The 18,172-nt window shown below is 66.8% G+C and carries 18 protein-coding genes; 1 reads left to right on the plus strand and 17 read right to left on the minus strand.

Going from position 1 to position 18,172, the window contains the following annotated elements; all coding sequences use genetic code 11:
• Positions 1–26 precede the first annotated feature (26 nt).
• Positions 27–599 (plus strand): DUF3043 domain-containing protein, encoded by a 573-nt coding sequence (locus D7252_RS16590; protein WP_120776392.1) that lies wholly within the window; start codon positions 27–29, stop codon positions 597–599.
• Here the strand turns inward: D7252_RS16590 and D7252_RS16595 are convergent.
• The 17 genes from D7252_RS16595 to murC all read right to left on the minus strand — a co-directional run bounded on the left by D7252_RS16595 (position 574) and on the right by murC (position 18,161).
• Positions 574–1,611: a quinone-dependent dihydroorotate dehydrogenase gene (locus D7252_RS16595; RefSeq protein ID WP_120776393.1), complete on the minus strand. Its 1,038-nt coding sequence runs from the start codon at positions 1,609–1,611 to the stop codon at positions 574–576. The genes D7252_RS16590 and D7252_RS16595 overlap by 26 nt on opposite strands.
• 10 nt (positions 1,612–1,621) lie before the next feature.
• On the minus strand, positions 1,622–2,092 hold the full coding sequence (gene nrdR, locus D7252_RS16600; protein ID WP_120776394.1) for a transcriptional regulator NrdR: 471 nt from the start codon (positions 2,090–2,092) through the stop codon (positions 1,622–1,624).
• A 10-nt stretch (positions 2,093–2,102) separates the two neighbouring features.
• Complete coding sequence (gene hisD, locus D7252_RS16605) at positions 2,103–3,407, minus strand: histidinol dehydrogenase (protein WP_120776395.1); 1,305 nt, start codon at positions 3,405–3,407, stop codon at positions 2,103–2,105.
• Between the two features lies 1 nt (position 3,408).
• Positions 3,409–4,635, minus strand: a complete 1,227-nt coding sequence (locus D7252_RS16610) for a hypothetical protein (RefSeq protein ID WP_120776396.1) — start codon at positions 4,633–4,635, stop codon at positions 3,409–3,411.
• A 68-nt stretch (positions 4,636–4,703) separates the two neighbouring features.
• The gene (dnaE, locus tag D7252_RS16615; protein WP_120776397.1) at positions 4,704–8,222 is read right to left on the minus strand and encodes a DNA polymerase III subunit alpha; all 3,519 of its coding nucleotides are present in this window, start codon (positions 8,220–8,222) and stop codon (positions 4,704–4,706) included.
• Between the two features lie 47 nt (positions 8,223–8,269).
• On the minus strand, positions 8,270–9,286 hold the full coding sequence (locus D7252_RS16620; protein ID WP_147406755.1) for a hypothetical protein: 1,017 nt from the start codon (positions 9,284–9,286) through the stop codon (positions 8,270–8,272).
• Positions 9,261–9,866 (minus strand): RNA polymerase sigma factor, encoded by a 606-nt coding sequence (locus D7252_RS16625; RefSeq protein WP_120776399.1) that lies wholly within the window; start codon positions 9,864–9,866, stop codon positions 9,261–9,263. Before D7252_RS16625 ends, D7252_RS16620 begins: the two co-directional genes overlap by 26 nt.
• Positions 9,867–9,984: 118 nt before the next feature.
• Complete coding sequence (locus D7252_RS16630; protein WP_120777031.1) at positions 9,985–10,557, minus strand: GNAT family N-acetyltransferase; 573 nt, start codon at positions 10,555–10,557, stop codon at positions 9,985–9,987.
• An 84-nt stretch (positions 10,558–10,641) separates the two neighbouring features.
• On the minus strand, positions 10,642–11,562 hold the full coding sequence (locus D7252_RS16635; RefSeq protein ID WP_120776400.1) for an RluA family pseudouridine synthase: 921 nt from the start codon (positions 11,560–11,562) through the stop codon (positions 10,642–10,644).
• 2 nt (positions 11,563–11,564) lie between these two features.
• Positions 11,565–12,185, minus strand: coding sequence for a signal peptidase II (gene lspA, locus D7252_RS16640; protein ID WP_120776401.1), 621 nt, complete (start codon positions 12,183–12,185; stop codon positions 11,565–11,567).
• A gap of 9 nt (positions 12,186–12,194) precedes the next feature.
• Positions 12,195–12,791, minus strand: a complete 597-nt coding sequence (locus D7252_RS16645) for a DivIVA domain-containing protein (RefSeq protein ID WP_120776402.1) — start codon at positions 12,789–12,791, stop codon at positions 12,195–12,197.
• A gap of 157 nt (positions 12,792–12,948) precedes the next feature.
• On the minus strand, positions 12,949–13,245 hold the full coding sequence (locus tag D7252_RS16650; protein ID WP_120776403.1) for a YggT family protein: 297 nt from the start codon (positions 13,243–13,245) through the stop codon (positions 12,949–12,951).
• 3 nt (positions 13,246–13,248) lie between these two features.
• Positions 13,249–13,728: a cell division protein SepF gene (locus D7252_RS16655; RefSeq protein ID WP_120776404.1), complete on the minus strand. Its 480-nt coding sequence runs from the start codon at positions 13,726–13,728 to the stop codon at positions 13,249–13,251.
• A 42-nt stretch (positions 13,729–13,770) separates the two neighbouring features.
• Entirely contained in the window at positions 13,771–14,478 is a 708-nt protein-coding gene (locus D7252_RS16660; RefSeq protein WP_120776405.1) for a YggS family pyridoxal phosphate-dependent enzyme, read from the minus strand.
• Complete coding sequence (ftsZ, locus tag D7252_RS16665; protein ID WP_120776406.1) at positions 14,475–15,623, minus strand: cell division protein FtsZ; 1,149 nt, start codon at positions 15,621–15,623, stop codon at positions 14,475–14,477. The genes D7252_RS16660 and ftsZ overlap by 4 nt, the downstream gene beginning before the upstream one ends.
• A 177-nt stretch (positions 15,624–15,800) precedes the next feature.
• Complete coding sequence (locus D7252_RS16670) at positions 15,801–16,757, minus strand: FtsQ-type POTRA domain-containing protein (protein WP_120776407.1); 957 nt, start codon at positions 16,755–16,757, stop codon at positions 15,801–15,803.
• Positions 16,758–16,760: 3 nt separating this feature from the next.
• On the minus strand, positions 16,761–18,161 hold the full coding sequence (gene murC / locus D7252_RS16675; protein WP_120776408.1) for a UDP-N-acetylmuramate--L-alanine ligase: 1,401 nt from the start codon (positions 18,159–18,161) through the stop codon (positions 16,761–16,763).
• Between the last annotated feature and the right edge of the window lie 11 nt (positions 18,162–18,172).

Here is an 18,172-nt window from a genome sequence, read left to right on the forward strand (position 1 = left end):
CGACCATCAGCGAACCGAGGACTCTCGTGGCCACTACTCCTGTCTCCCCTTCGACGAACGACGACGCCCCAGAGACGCCAGCCGTCGGCAAGGGCCGCGCGACGCCGACCCGCGCTGAACAGGAGGCGGCCCGTCGCCGCCCGCTCGTCGCGAACACCAAGGAGGCCAAAGCGGCCGCGCGCGCCGAGCTCAACGAGCGCCGCGCTCGCGCGCAGGCCGGAATGGCTGCAGGCGACGAGAAATTCCTCCCCGCACGCGACAAGGGTCCGCAGCGGCGCTGGGTCCGCGACTACGTCGACGCGGGCTGGCATCCGGCAGAGTTCGTGATGGGCGTCATGGTGCTCGTCATCCTGGCGTCGCTCATTCCGGCGAATCTGGCGATCTCGTTCTACGCCTACATCGTGATGATGGGTTACCTGATCATCGCCATCGGAGGCATGATCCTTCTCGGCTTGCGGGTCAAGCGCAAGGTCGCGGCGAAGTTCGGTCAGGAGCGCATGGAGCGCGGTCTCGGCTGGTACGCCGCCATGCGGTCGCTGCAGATGCGGTTCATGCGTCTGCCGAAGCCGCAGGTCAAGCGCGGTCAGTACCCCGCCTGACCAACCCGCGGTTGATCTCGCGGCCCCAGAGCGGTCCGCGGTAGAGGAACGCCGTGTAGCCCTGGACCAACGTGGCACCCGCGTCCAGGCGCTCCTGCACATCGGCGGGAGTCTCGACTCCCCCGACGGCGATGACGCAGAACTCGGCAGGCACGCTCTCGCGCACCAGACGCAGAACCTCGAGCGAGCGTTCCTTCAGCGGCGCACCGCTGAGCCCGCCTGCCCCGGCAGCTTCGACCACCGCCGTATCGGTGCGGAGTCCGTCCCGGCTGATCGTGGTGTTGTGGGCGATGATGCCCGCCAGTCCCTCCGCCACGGCCATCCGCGCGATCGCCGCGATCTCATCGTCGGGCAGGTCGGGCGCGATCTTCACCAACAGCGGCGTGGCACCGGATGCTTCCCGAACGGCTCTCAGGAGCGGCGCGAGCGTCTCGACAGCCTGAAGCCCACGCAGCCCCGGCGTATTCGGAGACGAGACGTTCACAGCCAGGTAGTCAGCGAGCGGGGCCAGCCTCGTAGCGGAGGCCACATAGTCTTCGGTGGCATTCTCCACCTCCACCACGCGGCTCTTGCCGATGTTCACACCGATGATGGTGTCCGGCGCACCGCGGCGAAGCTTGGCGAGACGGCGCGCCGCCGCATCCGCCCCTTCGTTGTTGAACCCCATCCGATTGATGACGGCTCGGTCCGCGATCAGCCGGAAGAGGCGCGGCTTGGGATTCCCCTCCTGCGGCACGGCCGTGACCGTGCCCACCTCGACGTGCCCGAAGCCCAATGCCGCAAGACCGCGCACTCCGATGGCGTTCTTGTCGAACCCGGCTGCGATGCCGAAGGGCGACGGGAACGTCAGCCCCAGCGCCTCCACGCGGAGCGATGGATCGGGCCGCGTCATCGCACGGGTCGCCTGCGCGAACGGCGGGACACCGAGAACGCGGATCACCGCCATGCCTGCGTGGTGGGCGAACTCGGGGTCGAAGCGCGACAGAACAGCGCGGAAGAGCAGCGGATACATCCCTGCCAGATTACCGCTCCGCCGGCCCCGCTCCCGCGTGATCCGCGCGGAGGTCAGTGATGGCGACTTCGAAGTCCTCGAGCGAATCGAATGCCTGATAGACGCTGGCGAAGCGCAGGAATGCGACTTCGTCGAGCTCACGCAGGGGGCCGAGGATGGCGAGGCCGATCTCGTTCGTGTCGAGCTGCGAGACGCCGGTCTGGCGAACAGCCTCTTCGACCCGCTGGGCGAGTATCGCGAGGTCGGCTTCGGTGACCGGCCGGCCCTGGCATGCCTTGCGCACCCCCGAGATGACCTTCTCCCGACTGAACGGCTCCATCACGCCGGAGCGCTTGATCACGTTGAGGCTCGCCGTCTCGGTCGTGGTGAAGCGACCACCGCATTCGGGACACTGACGTCGACGCCTGATGGAGAGTCCGTCGTCGCTGGTCCGGGAATCGATGACGCGCGAATCGGGATGACGACAGAAGGGGCAGTGCATCTGACCGATCCTACGCCGTGAAGCGCGCTTCGATCGCTTCACCGTGAGCGGGAAGCGCCTCGGCGTTCGCGAGCGCGACGACGCCCTCACGAACCTTCGCGAGAGCCGCGTGGTCGTATTCGATGACCTGCTGGGGGCGCAGGAACGTGTAGGCACCGAGCCCCGGCGCGTACCGCGCTTGTCCCCCGGTCGGCAGCACGTGGTTGCTCCCGGCCATGTAGTCTCCGAGGCTGACCGGAGTCTGCGCACCGACGAAGACAGCGCCCGCACTCGTGAAGGCGGATGCCGCGTCGCGTGCATCTTCGAGGTGCAGTTCGAGGTGTTCCGGCGCATAGGCGTTGCTGAACGCGGTCGCCATCGAGCGGTCGTCGACCAGAACGATCGCGGACTGGGGTCCGCTCAGAGCGGCGGCGACTCGCTCGCTGTGCCGCGTGGCGCCGGCGAGCCGCTCGACCTCGACAGCGACCAGAGCTGCGAGCTGCGCGGCGTCGGTGACCAGCACGGCGGATGCCTGTTCGTCGTGCTCCGCCTGGCTGACGAGGTCTGCGGCGATCAGTCGAGGGTCTGCCGACGCATCAGCGACGACGAGGATCTCGGTGGCACCGGCCTCGGAGTCTGTGCCCACGACGCCGGCGACCGCACGCTTCGCGGACGCGACGTAGTTGTTGCCCGGGCCGGAGACGACGTCGACGGGGTCGAGACCGATCGCCGAGACACCGTGAGCGAACGCTCCGATCGCGCCCGCCCCACCCATCGCGTAGACCTCCGTCACCCCGAGCAGCCCGGCCGCCGCGAGAATCGTCGGGTGGATTCGACCGTTCTGGTCGGCCTGCGGCGGCGAAGCCAGGGCGATCTGTTCGACGCCGGCCACCTGCGCCGGCACGACGTTCATGATGACGCTTGACGGGTACACCGCTTTGCCGCCGGGGATGTAGACCCCGACGCGGTGCACACGCTGCCAGCGCTGTGTGATTCGCGCTCCCTCACCGATGTCGGTCGTCTGCGGCGGGGGCACCTGAGCGGCCGAAGCGATACGCACGCGACGGATCGCTTCTTCGAGGGCGACTCGCACGTCCGCGGTCAATGCGGCGAGGGCTTCCACGATGTGCGACTCCGGCACGCGCACCGCGTGGCCGGACACACCGTCGAATCGCTCTGCCTGTTCCCGGAGTGCGGCCTCACCACGCTCGCGCACCTCATCGACGATGCGGGTGGCCGCCTCCAATGCTTCCGCGCGCGCCTGGGCCGCTCGCGGCACCGCAGCGAGCATGTCAGCCGACGAGAGCTGCTGCCCTCGCAGATCGATCGTGCGCATCTCAGCCCCTCGTGATGTCGGAGATCTCGTGGAGGTAGCCGATCCGTCCGTCGTCGTGGCGGATGACATAGGCACCGCCGCGATCTTCGATGACCAGCGCCCACGCGTTCGGGCCGATGCGGAACAACGCCTCGCCGCGCTCGTCGTGCACGTCGCGCTCGGAGGGGGCGAGAATCCAGAACGGCTGCGCAGCCGGAGTGACCTCGCGCGGGTTCGTCGCCTCCAGGTCAGCGTCGTTGTGATCCTGGCCGACGTCGTACCGATCGACGCCGCCCGATTCGCCGTATGCTCCGCTCTCGAAGCGAGCCTCGGTCTCGAGCAGCGATTCGATGCTGCCCGTGTCCGACACGATCTCCGGCTCCTGGCCCCGGGAGCGTCGCGAGTATGCGGGGACGTATTCACCGTCGGCGGTCGCATCTGCGGTCCCGGTGTCACCCCCGGACGCGTGGGCGGCGAGCGGCACCTGGTCGGCGAGATCGACGCGTGCCACTTCATCGGTCGACTGGCGTCCCGTGAAGTCCTGGTCGAGACTCAGCACGGAGGTGACCGCGGTGCCGTCAGTGGCGTCCGGGGCGCTCGTTGCGTCGGCATCTGCGGAGTACGTGGAGTCCGCGGCGGGAGTGGGCTCGGCACTCGGCGCGGGCTCCGGTCGGGGACGCTCGACGACCGGCCGCACGGGGTTGGCATTGCGGTGCGCGAGTGTGACCAGCCGTCCGTGGAAATCTTCCTTCAATCCCGGGATGATCGGGGCGAAGACGGTGAGAACCACCAAGGCGAGCGAGGCGAGCAGCTGCACGATGCCGCTCCAGGACAGGCTGAAGACGTCGAACTCGATGGCAGCGGCCACCGAGCTCCAGAGCAGACCTAGCCAGAAGACGGCGGCGACGGAGAACGCGACGGAGGCGAACTGGTCGATACCCAGGGACCCGACCCGGCGGATGCCCTCCGGTGAGAACCGACGAAGCACCAGCAGGAACACCGCAGCCGTGGGGACGCCGATGGGGAGGATCCATTGGATTCCGGTCGACCAGATGGAATCGCCGCCGTCAGCGAAGGGGAAGAAGGAGACGACGAAGGCCACCAGCCACACGCCGACGATGAGGAGTTCACGCAGCGTGAACCCCAGGGTTCCTGGCTGCGGCGTGACATCCTCCTCGTACAGGACTCCGTCCTCGTCGCTGAACGGCGCGTTCTCGGCATCGGGGGCTTCGGGGAGATCCGTGCTCATAGTCGTCCTTTCGTCACGGTGATCGGCGAGCGGTTGACCGCGTGCCGACGGCTCATGATCCTACCGGCTCAGCCCAAACAGGCCGGGCCGAGCAGACTCTTCAGGTCTCCGAAGAGGTCTGCCGACACCTTGACCGGCATCGGCACTTCGAACACCTTCGCTGTACCGCCGCGGTGCACGCGGAGCATCACTTCCGTGTCGCCATTGTGTCGGCGCAGCACCTCGGCGAGCTCTTCCATCACACGCTGGGTCGCACGCTGTTCCGCCAAGACCAGAGAGAGCGGGCCAGCAGCGTCGAAGGACCCGACATCGGGCGCGAACGCCGATTGGGCATGGAGATTCAACCCGTCGTCACGTCTCGAGACCCGGCCACGCACCGCCAGAATCGAGTCCTGTTGCAGGATGTGCTGGAACTCGATGTAGGTCTTGCCCATGAACATCACGGTGACCTCGCCGTTGAAGTCCTCGACGGTGATCATGCCGTAAGGGTTGCCGCTGGCCTTCGCCACCCGGTGCTGCACGCTGGTGACCAGACCGGCGACCGTCACCTGATCACCGTCCTGCAGGTCTTCGGAGTTGTTGAGGTCATGGATCGAGATCGACGCGTGCTTGGCGAGCGGAACCTCGAGGCCGGCGAGCGGGTGGTCGGACACGTAGAGGCCGAGCATCTCTCGTTCGAATGCGAGTTTGTCCTTCTTGATCCATTCGGGTCGCGCCGGCACCTTGGCGGGCGCCACCTCTTCCGTGCCGTCGTAGAGGCTGTCGAAGTCAAATCCGATCGCGCCCTGGGCTTCGTTGCGCTTGCGGTCGACTGCCGCCTCCACGGCATCTTCGTGGACCTCCATGAGGGACCGGCGGGAGTCCCCCATCGAGTCGAAGGCTCCGGCCTTGATCAGCGATTCGACCGTGCGCTTGTTGGCGACGTGAAGCGGCACCTTGTCGAGGAAGTTGTGGAACGAGTCGAATCGTCCGTCCTTCCGGGCCTGCACGATGCCGTCGACGACGTTGCTGCCCACGTTGCGAACGGCTCCGAGGCCGAAGCGGATGTCATCCCCGACGGCGGCGAAGTAGTTGATCGACTCGGAGACGTCAGGCGGGAGCACCTTGATCCCCATGCGGCGGCACTCATTCAGGTACAGCGCCATCTTGTCTTTCGAGTCGCCGACGCTGGTGAGCAGAGCGGCCATGTACTCAGCGGGATAGTGCGCTTTGAGGTATGCGGTCCAGTACGAGACGACACCATATGCGGCCGAGTGGGCCTTGTTGAAGGCGTAGTCGGAGAACGGCAGCAGGATCTCCCAGAGCGCGTTCACGGCGCCGTCGGAGTAGCCGTTTGCGTGCATACCCGCTTGGAACCCTGCGAATTGCTTGTCGAGCTCGGACTTCTTCTTCTTTCCCATCGCACGACGGAGGATGTCGGCTTGTCCGAGCGAGAACCCGGCCACCCGTTGCGCAATCGCCATCACCTGCTCCTGATAGATGATCAGGCCGTAGGACTCATCGAGGATGTCTGCGAGCGACTCGGTGAACTCCGGATGGATCGGCGTGATCGGCTGGGAGCCGTTCTTGCGGAGCGCGTAGTTCGTGTGGGAGTTGGCGCCCATCGGACCGGGGCGGTAAAGAGCGATGAGGGCCGAGATGTCGCCGAAATTGTCGGGCTTCATGAGGCGCATCAGCGAGCGCATCGGGCCGCCGTCGAGCTGGAACACTCCGAGGGATTCGCCGCGGCCGAGCAGATCGTACGCTCCGCGGTCGTCGAGCGCGAGGTGTTCGAGGTCGAGCTCTTCACCACGGTTCATCCGGATGTTGTCGAGCGCATCGGAGATGATCGTGAGGTTGCGCAGCCCGAGGAAGTCCATCTTGATGAGCCCGAGCGACTCGCACGACGGGTAGTCGAACTGCGTGACGATCTGGCCGTCTTGTTCACGGCGCATGATCGGGATGATGTCGAGCAGCGGTTCTGACGACATGATGACACCGGCCGCGTGCACACCCCACTGCCGCTTCAGCCCTTCGAGCCCCAGGGCCCGGTCGAACACCGTCTTGGCCTCGGGATCCGTTTCGATCAGCGCGCGGAACTCGCTCGCCTCTTTGAAGCGGGGATGCGCCGAGTCGAACATGCCGTCCAGCGGCATGTCTTTGCCCATGACGGGCTGCGGCATGGCCTTGGTGAGGCGCTCCCCCATGCTGAACGGGAAGCCGAGCACGCGGCCGGCATCCTTGAGCGCCTGCTTCGACTTGATCGTGCCGTAGGTGACGATCTGCGCGACACGCTCGGAGCCGTACTTCTTGGTGACGTACTCGATCACCTCGCCACGGCGACGATCATCGAAGTCGACGTCGAAGTCGGGCATGGAGACACGGTCGGGGTTGAGGAAGCGCTCGAAGATGAGGCCGTGCTCGAGCGGGTCGAGATCGGTGATGCGCATGGCGTAGGCGACCATCGATCCGGCGCCCGAACCACGGCCGGGACCGACGCGGATCCCGTTGTCCTTGGCCCAGTTGATGAAGTCGGCGACGACCAGGAAGTAGCCGGGGAATCCCATCTGGAGGATGATGCCGGTCTCGTACTCCGCCTGCTTGCGCACCTTGTCGGGGATGCCACTGGGGTAGCGGTATTGCAGGCCCACCTCGACCTCTTTGACGAGCCAGCTGTCTTCGGTCTCGCCGTCGGGCACGGGGAAGCGCGGCATGTAGTTCGCGGCGGTGTTGAACTCGACCTCGCACCGCTCGGCGATCAGCAGCGTGTTGTCGCACGCCTCGGGGTGGTCGCGGAACAGCTGTCGCATCTCGGCGGCGGTCTTGATGTAGTAGCCGTCGCCGTCGAACTTGAAGCGGTTGGGGTCGTCGAGCGTCGAGCCGGACTGCACGCACAGCAGCGCCTCGTGCGCGTCGGCCTCATGCTGGTGGGTGTAGTGCGAGTCGTTCGTGCCGACGAGCGGGATGTTCAGATCTTTCGCGAGGCGCAGAAGATCGGTCATCACCCGCCGCTCGATGGACAGGCCGTGGTCCATGATCTCGGCGAAGTAGTTCTCTCTGCCGAACAGATCTTGGAACTCGGCGGCCGCAGCCCTGGCGGCGTCGTACTGGCCCAGTCGCAGGCGGGTCTGAATCTCGCCCGACGGGCACCCCGTGGTCGCGATCAGGCCCTTGCTGTAGGTCTGCAGGAGTTCGCGGTCCATGCGCGGCTTGAAGTAGTAGCCCTCCATGCTCGACCGGGAGCTGAGCCGGAAGAGATTGTGCATCCCTTGGGTGGTCTCACTCCACATCGTCATGTGGGTGTAGGCACCGGAACCGGAGACGTCGTCGCTCTTCTGGTCGGGCGAGCCCCACTGCACGCGCGACTTGTCGCTGCGGTGGGTTCCCGGTGTGACGTAAGCCTCGAGGCCGATGATCGGCTTGACACCCGCGGCGTTGGCAGCCTTGTAGAACTCGAAAGCGGCGAAAGTGTTGCCGTGATCGGTGACGGCGATGGCCGGCATGCCGTAGTCGGCGGCCGCCTGCGTCATCGAATTGATCTTCGCCGCACCGTCGAGCATCGAGTATTCGCTGTGCACGTGCAGGTGGGCGAAGGAGTCGGATGCCATGGGTTCGAGTCTACTTTCGGCCACGGACGTCGGGCGCCCGCCGGGGGTCACGACTGCGGCTGAAGGCGCACTCCTTCGGGCGCCCGGTCCACGATCGAAACCTCGAGTGAACCGCGAGATTCCGGTGCGTCCAGGCTTCCGCGGCCCACGACGAGCCCTCGCCGCATGTCGATCGTCACCGTCTCCATCCAGTTGCTCTCGCCTCCGTCAGGAACGGCGATGGTGGTGAGGTCGCCGTCCTCCGACACCACCGTCGCCCCCGGAAGCAGTGCCATCGTCTCGAACATGGTCGCACGCAGGTCTGCGGGCGCGAGGTTGAAGTCCACGGGCTCCGTCAACACCGGCGCCGGGTATCCGGGTTCCGGCTCGAACTGCTCGATCCACTGCAGCAGCTCTTCCGGGTCGCGGGGCATCTGGTCATACAAGCGTGACAGGCTGCTCAGATGGTAGTAGTGGGTCTCCCACCCGTCGCCGCCCATGATCCTTCCCCCGGGGTGGGCGACGATGTCGGGAAGCATGCCGCCACCCGAACTGAACTCGTTCTCGATCTGCGCGGTCCACTCCGGCATGGACACATCGGTGATCCGCTCCTTCTCGGTGCTGTCCTCGATCCAGTCCTCACTTCGGTCGGCCGGTACATACAGCGTCCTGGTGTCGGTCAACGTATAGGTCACATCGATCTCGGTTCCCTCCTCAGGAACGAATCCCCGCATCGGCTGGGTCCATGTCTCCGAGATACGGATGTACTGCCCCGGCCCCGGCGTCAGGGCCTCCGTGGTGAGCGTCGCCTCTGCGGCGGCGTTCAGGACCTCGGTCGCATCGGCCCTCGGGGTGGCCGGCGGAGCGAGGACCCCCCCGATGACCATTGCGAACACGGCCGCGCTCGCCACGAGCCCGCCGAATCCGACTCCGGCCCACGCGCGCCGATGGGAACGACGCCCTCGCTCCGCCCGTGCACCCCGCATGATCTCCTGCGCCAGCACCTGACGCGCAGATGCGATGCTCTCCTCCGACACTCGGGACTCCTCTGCCCCGATCTCACGCAGTCGTTCCATAAGCGGCATCGCTCTCCTCCTTCGACATCCAGGTCAGCCGGGCCGCAGAATGCGAACCGGGAGGTGCGAGCTTTCTTCGGACGCGATTCAGTCGGGATCTCACTGTCCCGACAGGCACATCGAGGGCCTCAGCGATCTGTTCGTAGGTGAGATCGCCCCACGCATGCAGCAGAAGGGTGTCTCTGTCCCGTGCCGCCAGCGAGGCGATCCTCGGTGCCAGTGCGCGAAGCGCGGCGTCGGCATCCAGGCGCGAATCGGATGCGGAGTGCGGCTGCTCGGCAGTCACGGAATCCGCCGACGCCGACGCCTCGAACGCCCGCCATTGCCGCGCCTCTGCCGTCCGATGGCTCTTGACCACCTTCGTGGCGATACCCAGCAGCCACGGTCGGGCCGAATCCCACCTGGCGTCGAATGCGGCCCGGCGACGGAAGGCGACGAGGAATGTCTCGCTGAGGACGTCGTCGACCGCATCCGCTCCGATCCGTCGCCGGATGTAGCCGCCGACGGGGCGGACGTGGCGTTCGAAGATCGCGGAGAAGGCTCCGGGCTCTTCGATCGACCTCTGGATGATCTCGCTGTCCGTGCTCACACTAGGTATTGGCAGGATGTCGGCATCCGGTTCACGCTTTCTCTGTCAGATCCTCGACCCGGCGTTTCGTCTCGCTGCGGTCGCTCGACGAGCGGGCTCGCTCGACCGGTTGCGCCACTCACCGGAGATCGAGACGCATCAACACGCGCGGGAAGCCGTCGAGCACAGAACCCGTATCCGCAGCCTTCTCGAATCCGGCCGACGCGAAGAGGCGCCTCGTCCCCACGTACGCCATCGTGAGGTTCACGCTCTTCCCCTCGTTGTCGACCGGGTATCCCTCGATCGCCGGTGCACCGCGCTCACGTGCGTACGCGACGGCGCCGTCGATGAGGGCGTGCGATATGCCTTGCTTACGGAATCCGGGGCGCACACGGAAGCACCACAGCGACCACACGTCGAGGTCGTCGATATGCGGAATCAGACGATTCCGCGCGAAGCTCGTATCTCGTCGCGGATGCAACGCCGCCCATCCGACCGGCTCTCCGTCCAAGTAGGCGATGACCCCCGGTGGCGGGTCATGATCGCAGAGTTCGCGTACGCGGTTGGCGCGGTCCGCGCCTCGCAGGGCTACGTTCTCCTTGTTCCCGATGCGGTAGCTCAGACAGAAGCAGACATTCGACGTCGGCTTCTTCGGCCCCACCAACGTCGCGACGTCGGCGAACGCGGTGGCCGGACGCACCTCGATGCTCATGCGCACAGTCTGACGCATGCCACCGAGACGTCCAGCGGCGCCATGACCTTGGTCGGCTGAGTCAGCGACGCGTAGCCGCTCGACTCATTCGCCGCGCAGCACGTCCAATGCGTGCCGGAAGTCGTCCGGGTATGGCGATTCGAACTGCACCCACTCTCCCGTTGCGGGGTGCGAGAACGCCAACCGGTGCGCATGCAGCCACTGCCGGGTGAGCCCGAGACGCGCGGACATCGTCGGGTCGGCGCCGTAGAGCGGATCGCCGACGCACGGATGCCGGTGTGCCGCCATGTGGACGCGGATCTGATGCGTCCTCCCTGTTTCCAGATGAATCTCCAGCAGGGACGCTCCGGGAAAAGCCTCGAGCGTCTCGTAGTGCGTGACCGAGGGCTTTCCGTCGGGAACGACGGCGAACTTCCACGAATGGCTCGGGTGGCGACCGATCGGTGCATCGATCGTGCCGACCAACGGATCCGGGTGCCCCTGCACCACCGCATGGTAGATCTTCTCGACCGTGCGCTCTTTGAACGCGCGCTTCAGTGCGGTGTATGCGGCCTCGGATTTGGCGACCACCATGAGGCCGCTCGTGCCGACGTCGAGGCGATGCACGACGCCTTGCCGTTCCGCGGCACCGCTGGTGGAGACGCGGAAACCGGCGGCGGCGAGAGCCCCGACGACGGTCGGACCCTCCCACCCGATCGACGGGTGGGCAGCAACACCTGAGGGCTTGTCGACGACGACGATGTCGTCATCGTCGTACACGATGCCGAGCTCGGGAACCGCTATCGGAACGATCCGCGGTCCTTCCTTCGGCTGCCACTCGACTTCGAGCCATCCGCCGGCGCGGAGCCGGTCCGACTTGTCGAGTGTCACTCCGTCAAGCCGCACGCCGCCGTCTGTCGCCACGTCAGCCGCGAACGTCCGCGAGAACCCGAGCATCTTCGCCAGCGCCGCGTCGACGCGCGCACCGTCCAGACCGTCGGGGACGGGCAGCGATCGAGACTCCACTCTCAGCGCCCGTCGGACGTCGGCGTCACGTCTTCGGCGGGGGGCTCCTGGCTGTGTGCGGATGCCGCGGCGAGAGCCTCCGCATCCGCATCGTTCTCGACGACGACGTGGTCGCGATCGCGCGTGCCGTCGAAGCGCAGCCCGAACACCACGAGAAGTGCGACCGAGATCATGCCCGTCACGATGAAGATGTCGGCGACGTTGAAGATCGCGGGCATCATCCACGGCATCGAGATCATGTCGACCACGTGGCCGACGGGGAACCCGGGATCGCGGAACAGACGGTCGGTGAGGTTCCCGAGCACGCCGCCCAGCAGGCACCCGAGGACGACGGCCCAGAGGCGCGAGCGCAGCCCGAGCGCCTTCCAGACGATGACGACGGCGACGACGGCCAGGGCGATCGTGAAGATCCAGGTGACCTCGGACCCGAGCGAGAAGGCCGCGCCGGGATTGCGCACGTAGTACAGCTGGAGGAAGTCACCGAGCACCGGCACCGCCTCCTGGTACGGGAGGTTCGTGATGGTGAGATGCTTCACAAACTGATCGGCGGCCAGCACGATCGCTGCGAGAATCGCAACGATCGCACCGGCCGCCGACCGACGAAGGGAACGGCGTCCTGACAAGAGGGCGCCTTACAGACCGATCGCGGAGACCGGCGTGGAGTCCGTGGAGGCCGACTTCTCGTCGAGGTCGCGGAGCTGACCCTCGATGTAGCCGCGCAGCTGCGAACGGTAGTCGCGCTCGAAGTTACGGAGCTCGGTGATGCGGGCCTCGAGCGTGTTGCGCTCGCGCTCCAGGCGTGCGGCCTCTTCGCGCTGCTTGGCCTGGGCCTCGGTGCGAATGCGCTCGACCTCGGACTCTGCCTCGGCGATGAGCTGGTTGCGCTTCGCCTCACCCTCGGCGACGTGCTCGTCGTGCAGACGCTGCGCGAGCTCGATGATGCCGGCGGTCGCGGTCGCGGATCCGGTCGGAGCCGGCTCGGCGGGCGTCTCGGCGACGGGCGCGGGTGCCTCGGCGACGGGAGCGGCGGCGGGCTCAGCGGCCGTGGGGGTCTCACCCGACTCGTAGGCGGCCAGCTTGGCCTTCAACTCGACGTTCTCTTCGAGGGCCTTGCGCCACTCGATGACGATCTCGTCGAGGAAGTCGTCGACCTCGTCCGGGTCGAAGCCGTCCTTGAAGCGGACGTGCTGGAACTGCTTGGTGACGACGTCATCCGGGGTAAGTGCCATGATGGCTCCTCTTTCGATGAGTTCGGTTGCCAGTTTCGATATATGGCGCGGTCGTGATTTGGCGCGAACCCGGGGCGCGCACCTGGGAGCCAGCATAGTCCCCGTGCCTCGGCGTCGCGATGTCACGACACCCACGGGCCACGATGTGGCGGAGGGTTCAGATCAACAGTCCCACGATGTTCCTGAGGATCAGAATGATCAGCAAGGTCAGTGCGAACCCGAAATCCAGCGACAGCGAACCGATCCGCAACGGCGGAATGATCCGACGGAAGAACCGGATGGGCGGATCAGTCAGCGTGTAGACCGCTTCGGCCGCGACGAGACCGAAGCCCTTCGGGCGCCATTCCCGATTGAACATCGGGATGTAGTCGAGGATCAGTCGAGCGAACAGCACGAAGATGTACAGAAGGAGCACCACATTGACGATGCTCGCGACGACGGAGACGAACTCCACGGGCTACGACTGGTCGAAGCCCGCGGACTCAGCGTCTGCGTGCGCGATGCCCCCGTGACCCGACACCGCGATGTTCTCCGGCGACAGCAGGAACACCTTCGACGTCACTCGCTCGATACGGCCGTAGAGGCCGAGAGAGAGCCCACTGGCGAAGTCGATGAGGCGACGCGCATCGGCATCGCTCATCTGGGAGAGGTTGATGATGACCGGCACGCCCTCGCGGAAGCTCTCCGCGATCAGCTGCGCGTCGCGGTACTGCTTGGGGTGAACCGTGAGGATCTCGTTCACGGGGCCCGCAGCCGGCTGACGCACGGCGACGGGGCGGCGCAGCGGCGTGACGGGAGCCGGTGCGGGCTCTTCGCGCTCACGGTCCCGGTCCCGGTCGCGGTTGACGCGGGCGGGGGCTTGCGCCTGCTCCTCGTAGACCTCTTCCTCGTCGGCGAGGCCGAGATACACCATGGTCTTCTTCAGCGGGTTACCCATCGTGTCCTCCGGTTCGAACGTTTCGGGTGGTCTTTTCACAGGTTAACCCCGGTCGGGCCGGGGGCCGGTTATTGCGGAGCCGATCCGCAGGTGTGTCGCGCCGGCGGCGATGGCCTCGACGAAGTCGCCGGTCATCCCCGCGGATATCCACGTCGCCGCCGGCTCGAGAGCTCGCACGGCCTCAGCGACGCCGTTCAGGCGCGCGAAGGCGGACGCGGGCTCCTCGTCCAGCGGCGCGACGGCCATGACGCCCCGGAGCCGCAGCGAGGGCAGGGAGAGCACATGTTCGGCGAGGCTGCTCGCCTCGCCCGGTGCGACGCCGCCTCGAGCGGCGTCGTCGGTGAGATTGATCTGCACGAGAACGTCGAGCACGGTGTCGTCCACCGCTGCACGGTGAAGCGCGTCTGCCAGGCGGTCGCGGTCGACGGAGTGCACGACGTCAGCGCTGCGACGAATCGCCCCGGCTTTCTTCGTCTGCGCCTGTCCGATGAAATGCCACCGCACATCGAGGTCTGCGAGCTCCTCCTGCTTGGCCGAGAGCTCCTGCTGACGATTCTCGCCCACCTCGCGCACACCGAGCGCCGCCAGATCCTGCACCAGTGAGGCGGGGTGGAATTTCGTGACCACGATCCGGGTGATCTCCCCGGGATCGCGCCCCGCCAGGCGTGCGGCGTCGACGATCTTCGCGTCGATCGTCGACAGCCGCGCCGCCAGATCCGGATGCGTTGTTCCGGATGCCTCCGGGGTCACTTCAGGAATTCGGGAATGTCGATGTCGTCGTCGGCGAAAGCCGGCTCGATGCTCGTCGCGGGAACGCGCTGCTGCACGGGGGCCGGCTCCGGGCTTCTCTCGGGCTTCGATTCCGCGGCGTCATCCGTGAGCGAGACCTCGGGCAATGCCGGGGTCGCGGGCCGGGAGACCACCATGGGGTCGAGTCGGAGCGAAGGCCCGCCGCCGTCGAAGCCCGCGGCGATCACGGTGACGCGAACCTCGTCGCCGAGCGTGTCGTCGATGACCGTACCGAAGATGATGTTGGCCTCGGGGTGCGCCGCCTCCTTGACGAGGTCTGCGGCATCGTGGATCTCGAAGATGCCGAGGTTCGAGCCACCCTGGATCGACAGCAGCACTCCGTGTGCTCCTTCGATGCTCGCCTCCAGGAGCGGCGATTCGACGGCCAGCTCGGCGGCCTTGATGGCGCGGTCAGCGCCGCGGGCGGAGCCGATGCCCATGAGCGCCGAACCTGCACCCTGCATGACCGACTTCACGTCGGCGAAGTCGAGGTTGATGAGACCCGGCGTCGTGATGAGGTCGGTGATGCCCTGGACACCGGCGAGGAGCACCTGGTCTGCCGTCGCGAAGGCCTCGATCATCGAGATGCCCCGGTCGCTGATCTCGAGGAGGCGGTCGTTCGGCACCACGATGAGGGTGTCGACCTCTTCTTTCAGCTTGGCGACACCGGCCTCGGCCTGGCTCTGGCGACGACGACCCTCGAACGAGAACGGCTTGGTGACCACACCGATGGTGAGCGCGCCGATCGACTTCGCGATACGTGCGACGACGGGGGCTCCACCGGTTCCGGTGCCGCCACCCTCGCCGGCGGTCACGAAGACCATGTCGGCTCCGGTCAGCGCCTGCTCGATCTCCTCGGCGTGATCCTCAGCCGCGCGGCGCCCGACCTCGGGGTCAGCGCCGGCACCGAGACCGCGAGTGAGTTCGCGACCGACATCGAGCTTGACGTCGGCGTCGCTCATCAGCAGCGCCTGGGCGTCGGTGTTGACAGCGATGAACTCGACTCCGCGGAGGCCGAGATCGATCATGCGGTTCACGGCGTTGACGCCGCCACCGCCGACGCCGACGACCTTGATCACGGCGAGGTAGTTCTGGTTCTGGCTCATGGCCGGCCTCCGATTAGTCGAACCTTGCGTTCTGGTGAGAATGATCGAGAACCTTAAACTTCAAGTAGAGGTATAAAGTATTTCCCGGTATTGCGTTCTCTTTGATCGAAGGTATGCGCCGGATCCTTCTGCGCGCGCAGCGACACGGGCGTGTCGCCCCATTCCTGCCGAAAGCCGTCAGCTGACGACCGCGACGTCCGGAGAGGTGACGTCGATAGACGCGGCATCCGGGTTCGCGCCCATGGTGCGTGCGAGCGCGACAGCCTTCAGCGCCGATTCCTCCGCGCTTCCCCAGACAACCGTCAGCCCGGTGTTGAGGGTGAGGGTCACGTCATCGGCGGTGGTCGCAGAGACACCGGAGAGCAGCGCTCTGACATCAGCCGGGAGCGACCGGACGACGAGTCCCGCGCTCTGGAACGCCGAAGACTCCGGACCACCGGTCACCTCGATCACCGGCTGCCCCTCGGGCTGTTCCGCCGTGGTCGCGAGAGCGACGCCGGCCGCATCCACGAGCGTGAATCCGGCGTCCGACCGGACGACGCCGATGGGCGTGCGCTCGACGATGCGCACCGTGAGATCGTGCGGCGGCCTCGCCTCGAGCGCATAGGTCTCGATGAGGGGGAAGGCCAGCAGAGCCGCCTTGACCTCGCTGGTGTCCACGAGCGCCAGCGGTGTGCCCAGCTGGTCACCCAGTGCTGCCTCCACGGTGGCCGGATCGAGCGTGGTCGCCCCCGCGACCGTGATCTTCTCAACCGCGAAGAGCGGGCTGTACGCCGCGGCGACGCTTCCGCCGACGAGCAGGAGCACCGCCCCGAGACTGCTGAGCCAGACGATGCGGCGGCGGCGCGAGCGCTGCGTGAAGCGCCGGATCTCCGCGCGGAGTGCCCTGCGTCGAGCGCGCGCCGCACGCCACACGTCCCGTGACGACGTCGGCGCAGCCTGCTCGTCAGCTGATGCCGACGAGGCGTCTTCGTCGACGGTGATCGCCGCCGCACCGTCACCGGTCGCCGCCGTGTCCACGGGGAATTCGGCGACCGCACGGCTGCGACGTCGCGGAGCCCCGCCCGCCTCCGGCGCAGCATCCTTCTCCCCCGGCCTCTCCGGGGTCGTCGGAAGCGGTGCGGGACGGCGCATGGGCTACGCCTCGTCGGTCCGGCGAAGTGAATCGAGGACCTGAGGAATGATCTGGTAGACGTTGCCGCAGCCGAGGGTCACGACGAAGTCACCGTCGCGTACGACGGTTGCGGTGTAGTCCGCAGCCTCTTGCCAGTCGGCCACGTAGTGGACGTTGGACTGGTCGCGGAAGGCATTGCTCACCAGCTCCCCCGTGACGCCGGGTACCGGATCTTCACGAGCACCGTAGACATCGAGCATCACGGTGTGATCCGCGAGATCCTCGAGCACGTCGGCGAACTCCTGATACATGTGCTGGGTTCGCGAATATGTGTGCGGCTGCTGGATCGCGATGATCCGACCGGAGCCCGCGATGCTGCGCATGGCTTCCAGCGCCGCCTTGACCTCCGTCGGATGATGCGAGTAGTCGTCGTACACGGTCACCCCGCGCGCGACACCGTGCTGCTCGAGGCGACGAACCGTGCCGGCGAAACCTTCGACGGCACGGACCGCGTCGCCCAGCGGGTGGCCCAGCGCGATGAGCACGGCGACAGCGCCGGCCGCGTTGATCGCGTTGTGCACACCAGGCACGGCGAGCTGCATGCGCGCGCTCTCCGCACCCTGCACGATGGTGGCCGCGACGGGGCCTGCAGCCACGATTTCGGTCACTCGCACGTCGGCATCCGCGGCCTGACCGAAGGTGAGCACGTTCGAGTGCGACAGCCCCTCCTTCACGCGGAGCGCGCCGGGGTCATCGCTGGAGATGACCACCGCTTCGGACGCGGCATCGGCGAATCGCACGAACGCGTCGTGGAACGCTTCCTCCGACCCGTAGTGATCGAGGTGGTCCGGGTCGACGTTGGTGATCAGCGCGACAGCGGTGTTGTAGAGCAGGAAGGTGCCGTCGGACTCGTCCGCCTCGACGACGAACAGGTCACCGCTGCCCGTCGCGCTCGACGTGCCCAGCTGCTCGACCACGCCGCCGTTGACGAAGTGAGGATCCGCCCCCAGTTCCCGCAGTGCCGTCACGATCATGCCGGTCGATGTGGTCTTCCCGTGGGCGCCCGCGACGGAGACGAGCCGCCGCGCACCGATGAGCCAGTGCAGCGCCTGCGACCGGTGGATGACGTGGAGACCGCGCTCCTTCGCCGTGACGAACTCCGGGTTCTCCGGCCAGATCGCCCCGGTGTGCACGACGGTGTCGGCATCTCCCAGGTAGGCGGCATCGTGACCGACGTGCACCGTCGCCCCCGCCTCCGCGAGTGCGCGCAGATTGTCGCTGTCGGCGCGGTCGGTGCCGGAGACGCGGATGCCGGCGTCGAGGAACATCCTCGCGAGGCCGCTCATCCCCGACCCACCGATGCCGATGAAGTGCGCGGAGGTGATGGTCTCGGGGATCGGGAGGGAGAGGTCGGGTCTGATCATGTCGGGTTCAG

The sequence above is a fragment of the Microbacterium sp. CGR2 genome (genome assembly GCF_003626735.1).
Taxonomy (GTDB): Bacteria; Actinomycetota; Actinomycetes; order Actinomycetales; family Microbacteriaceae; genus Microbacterium.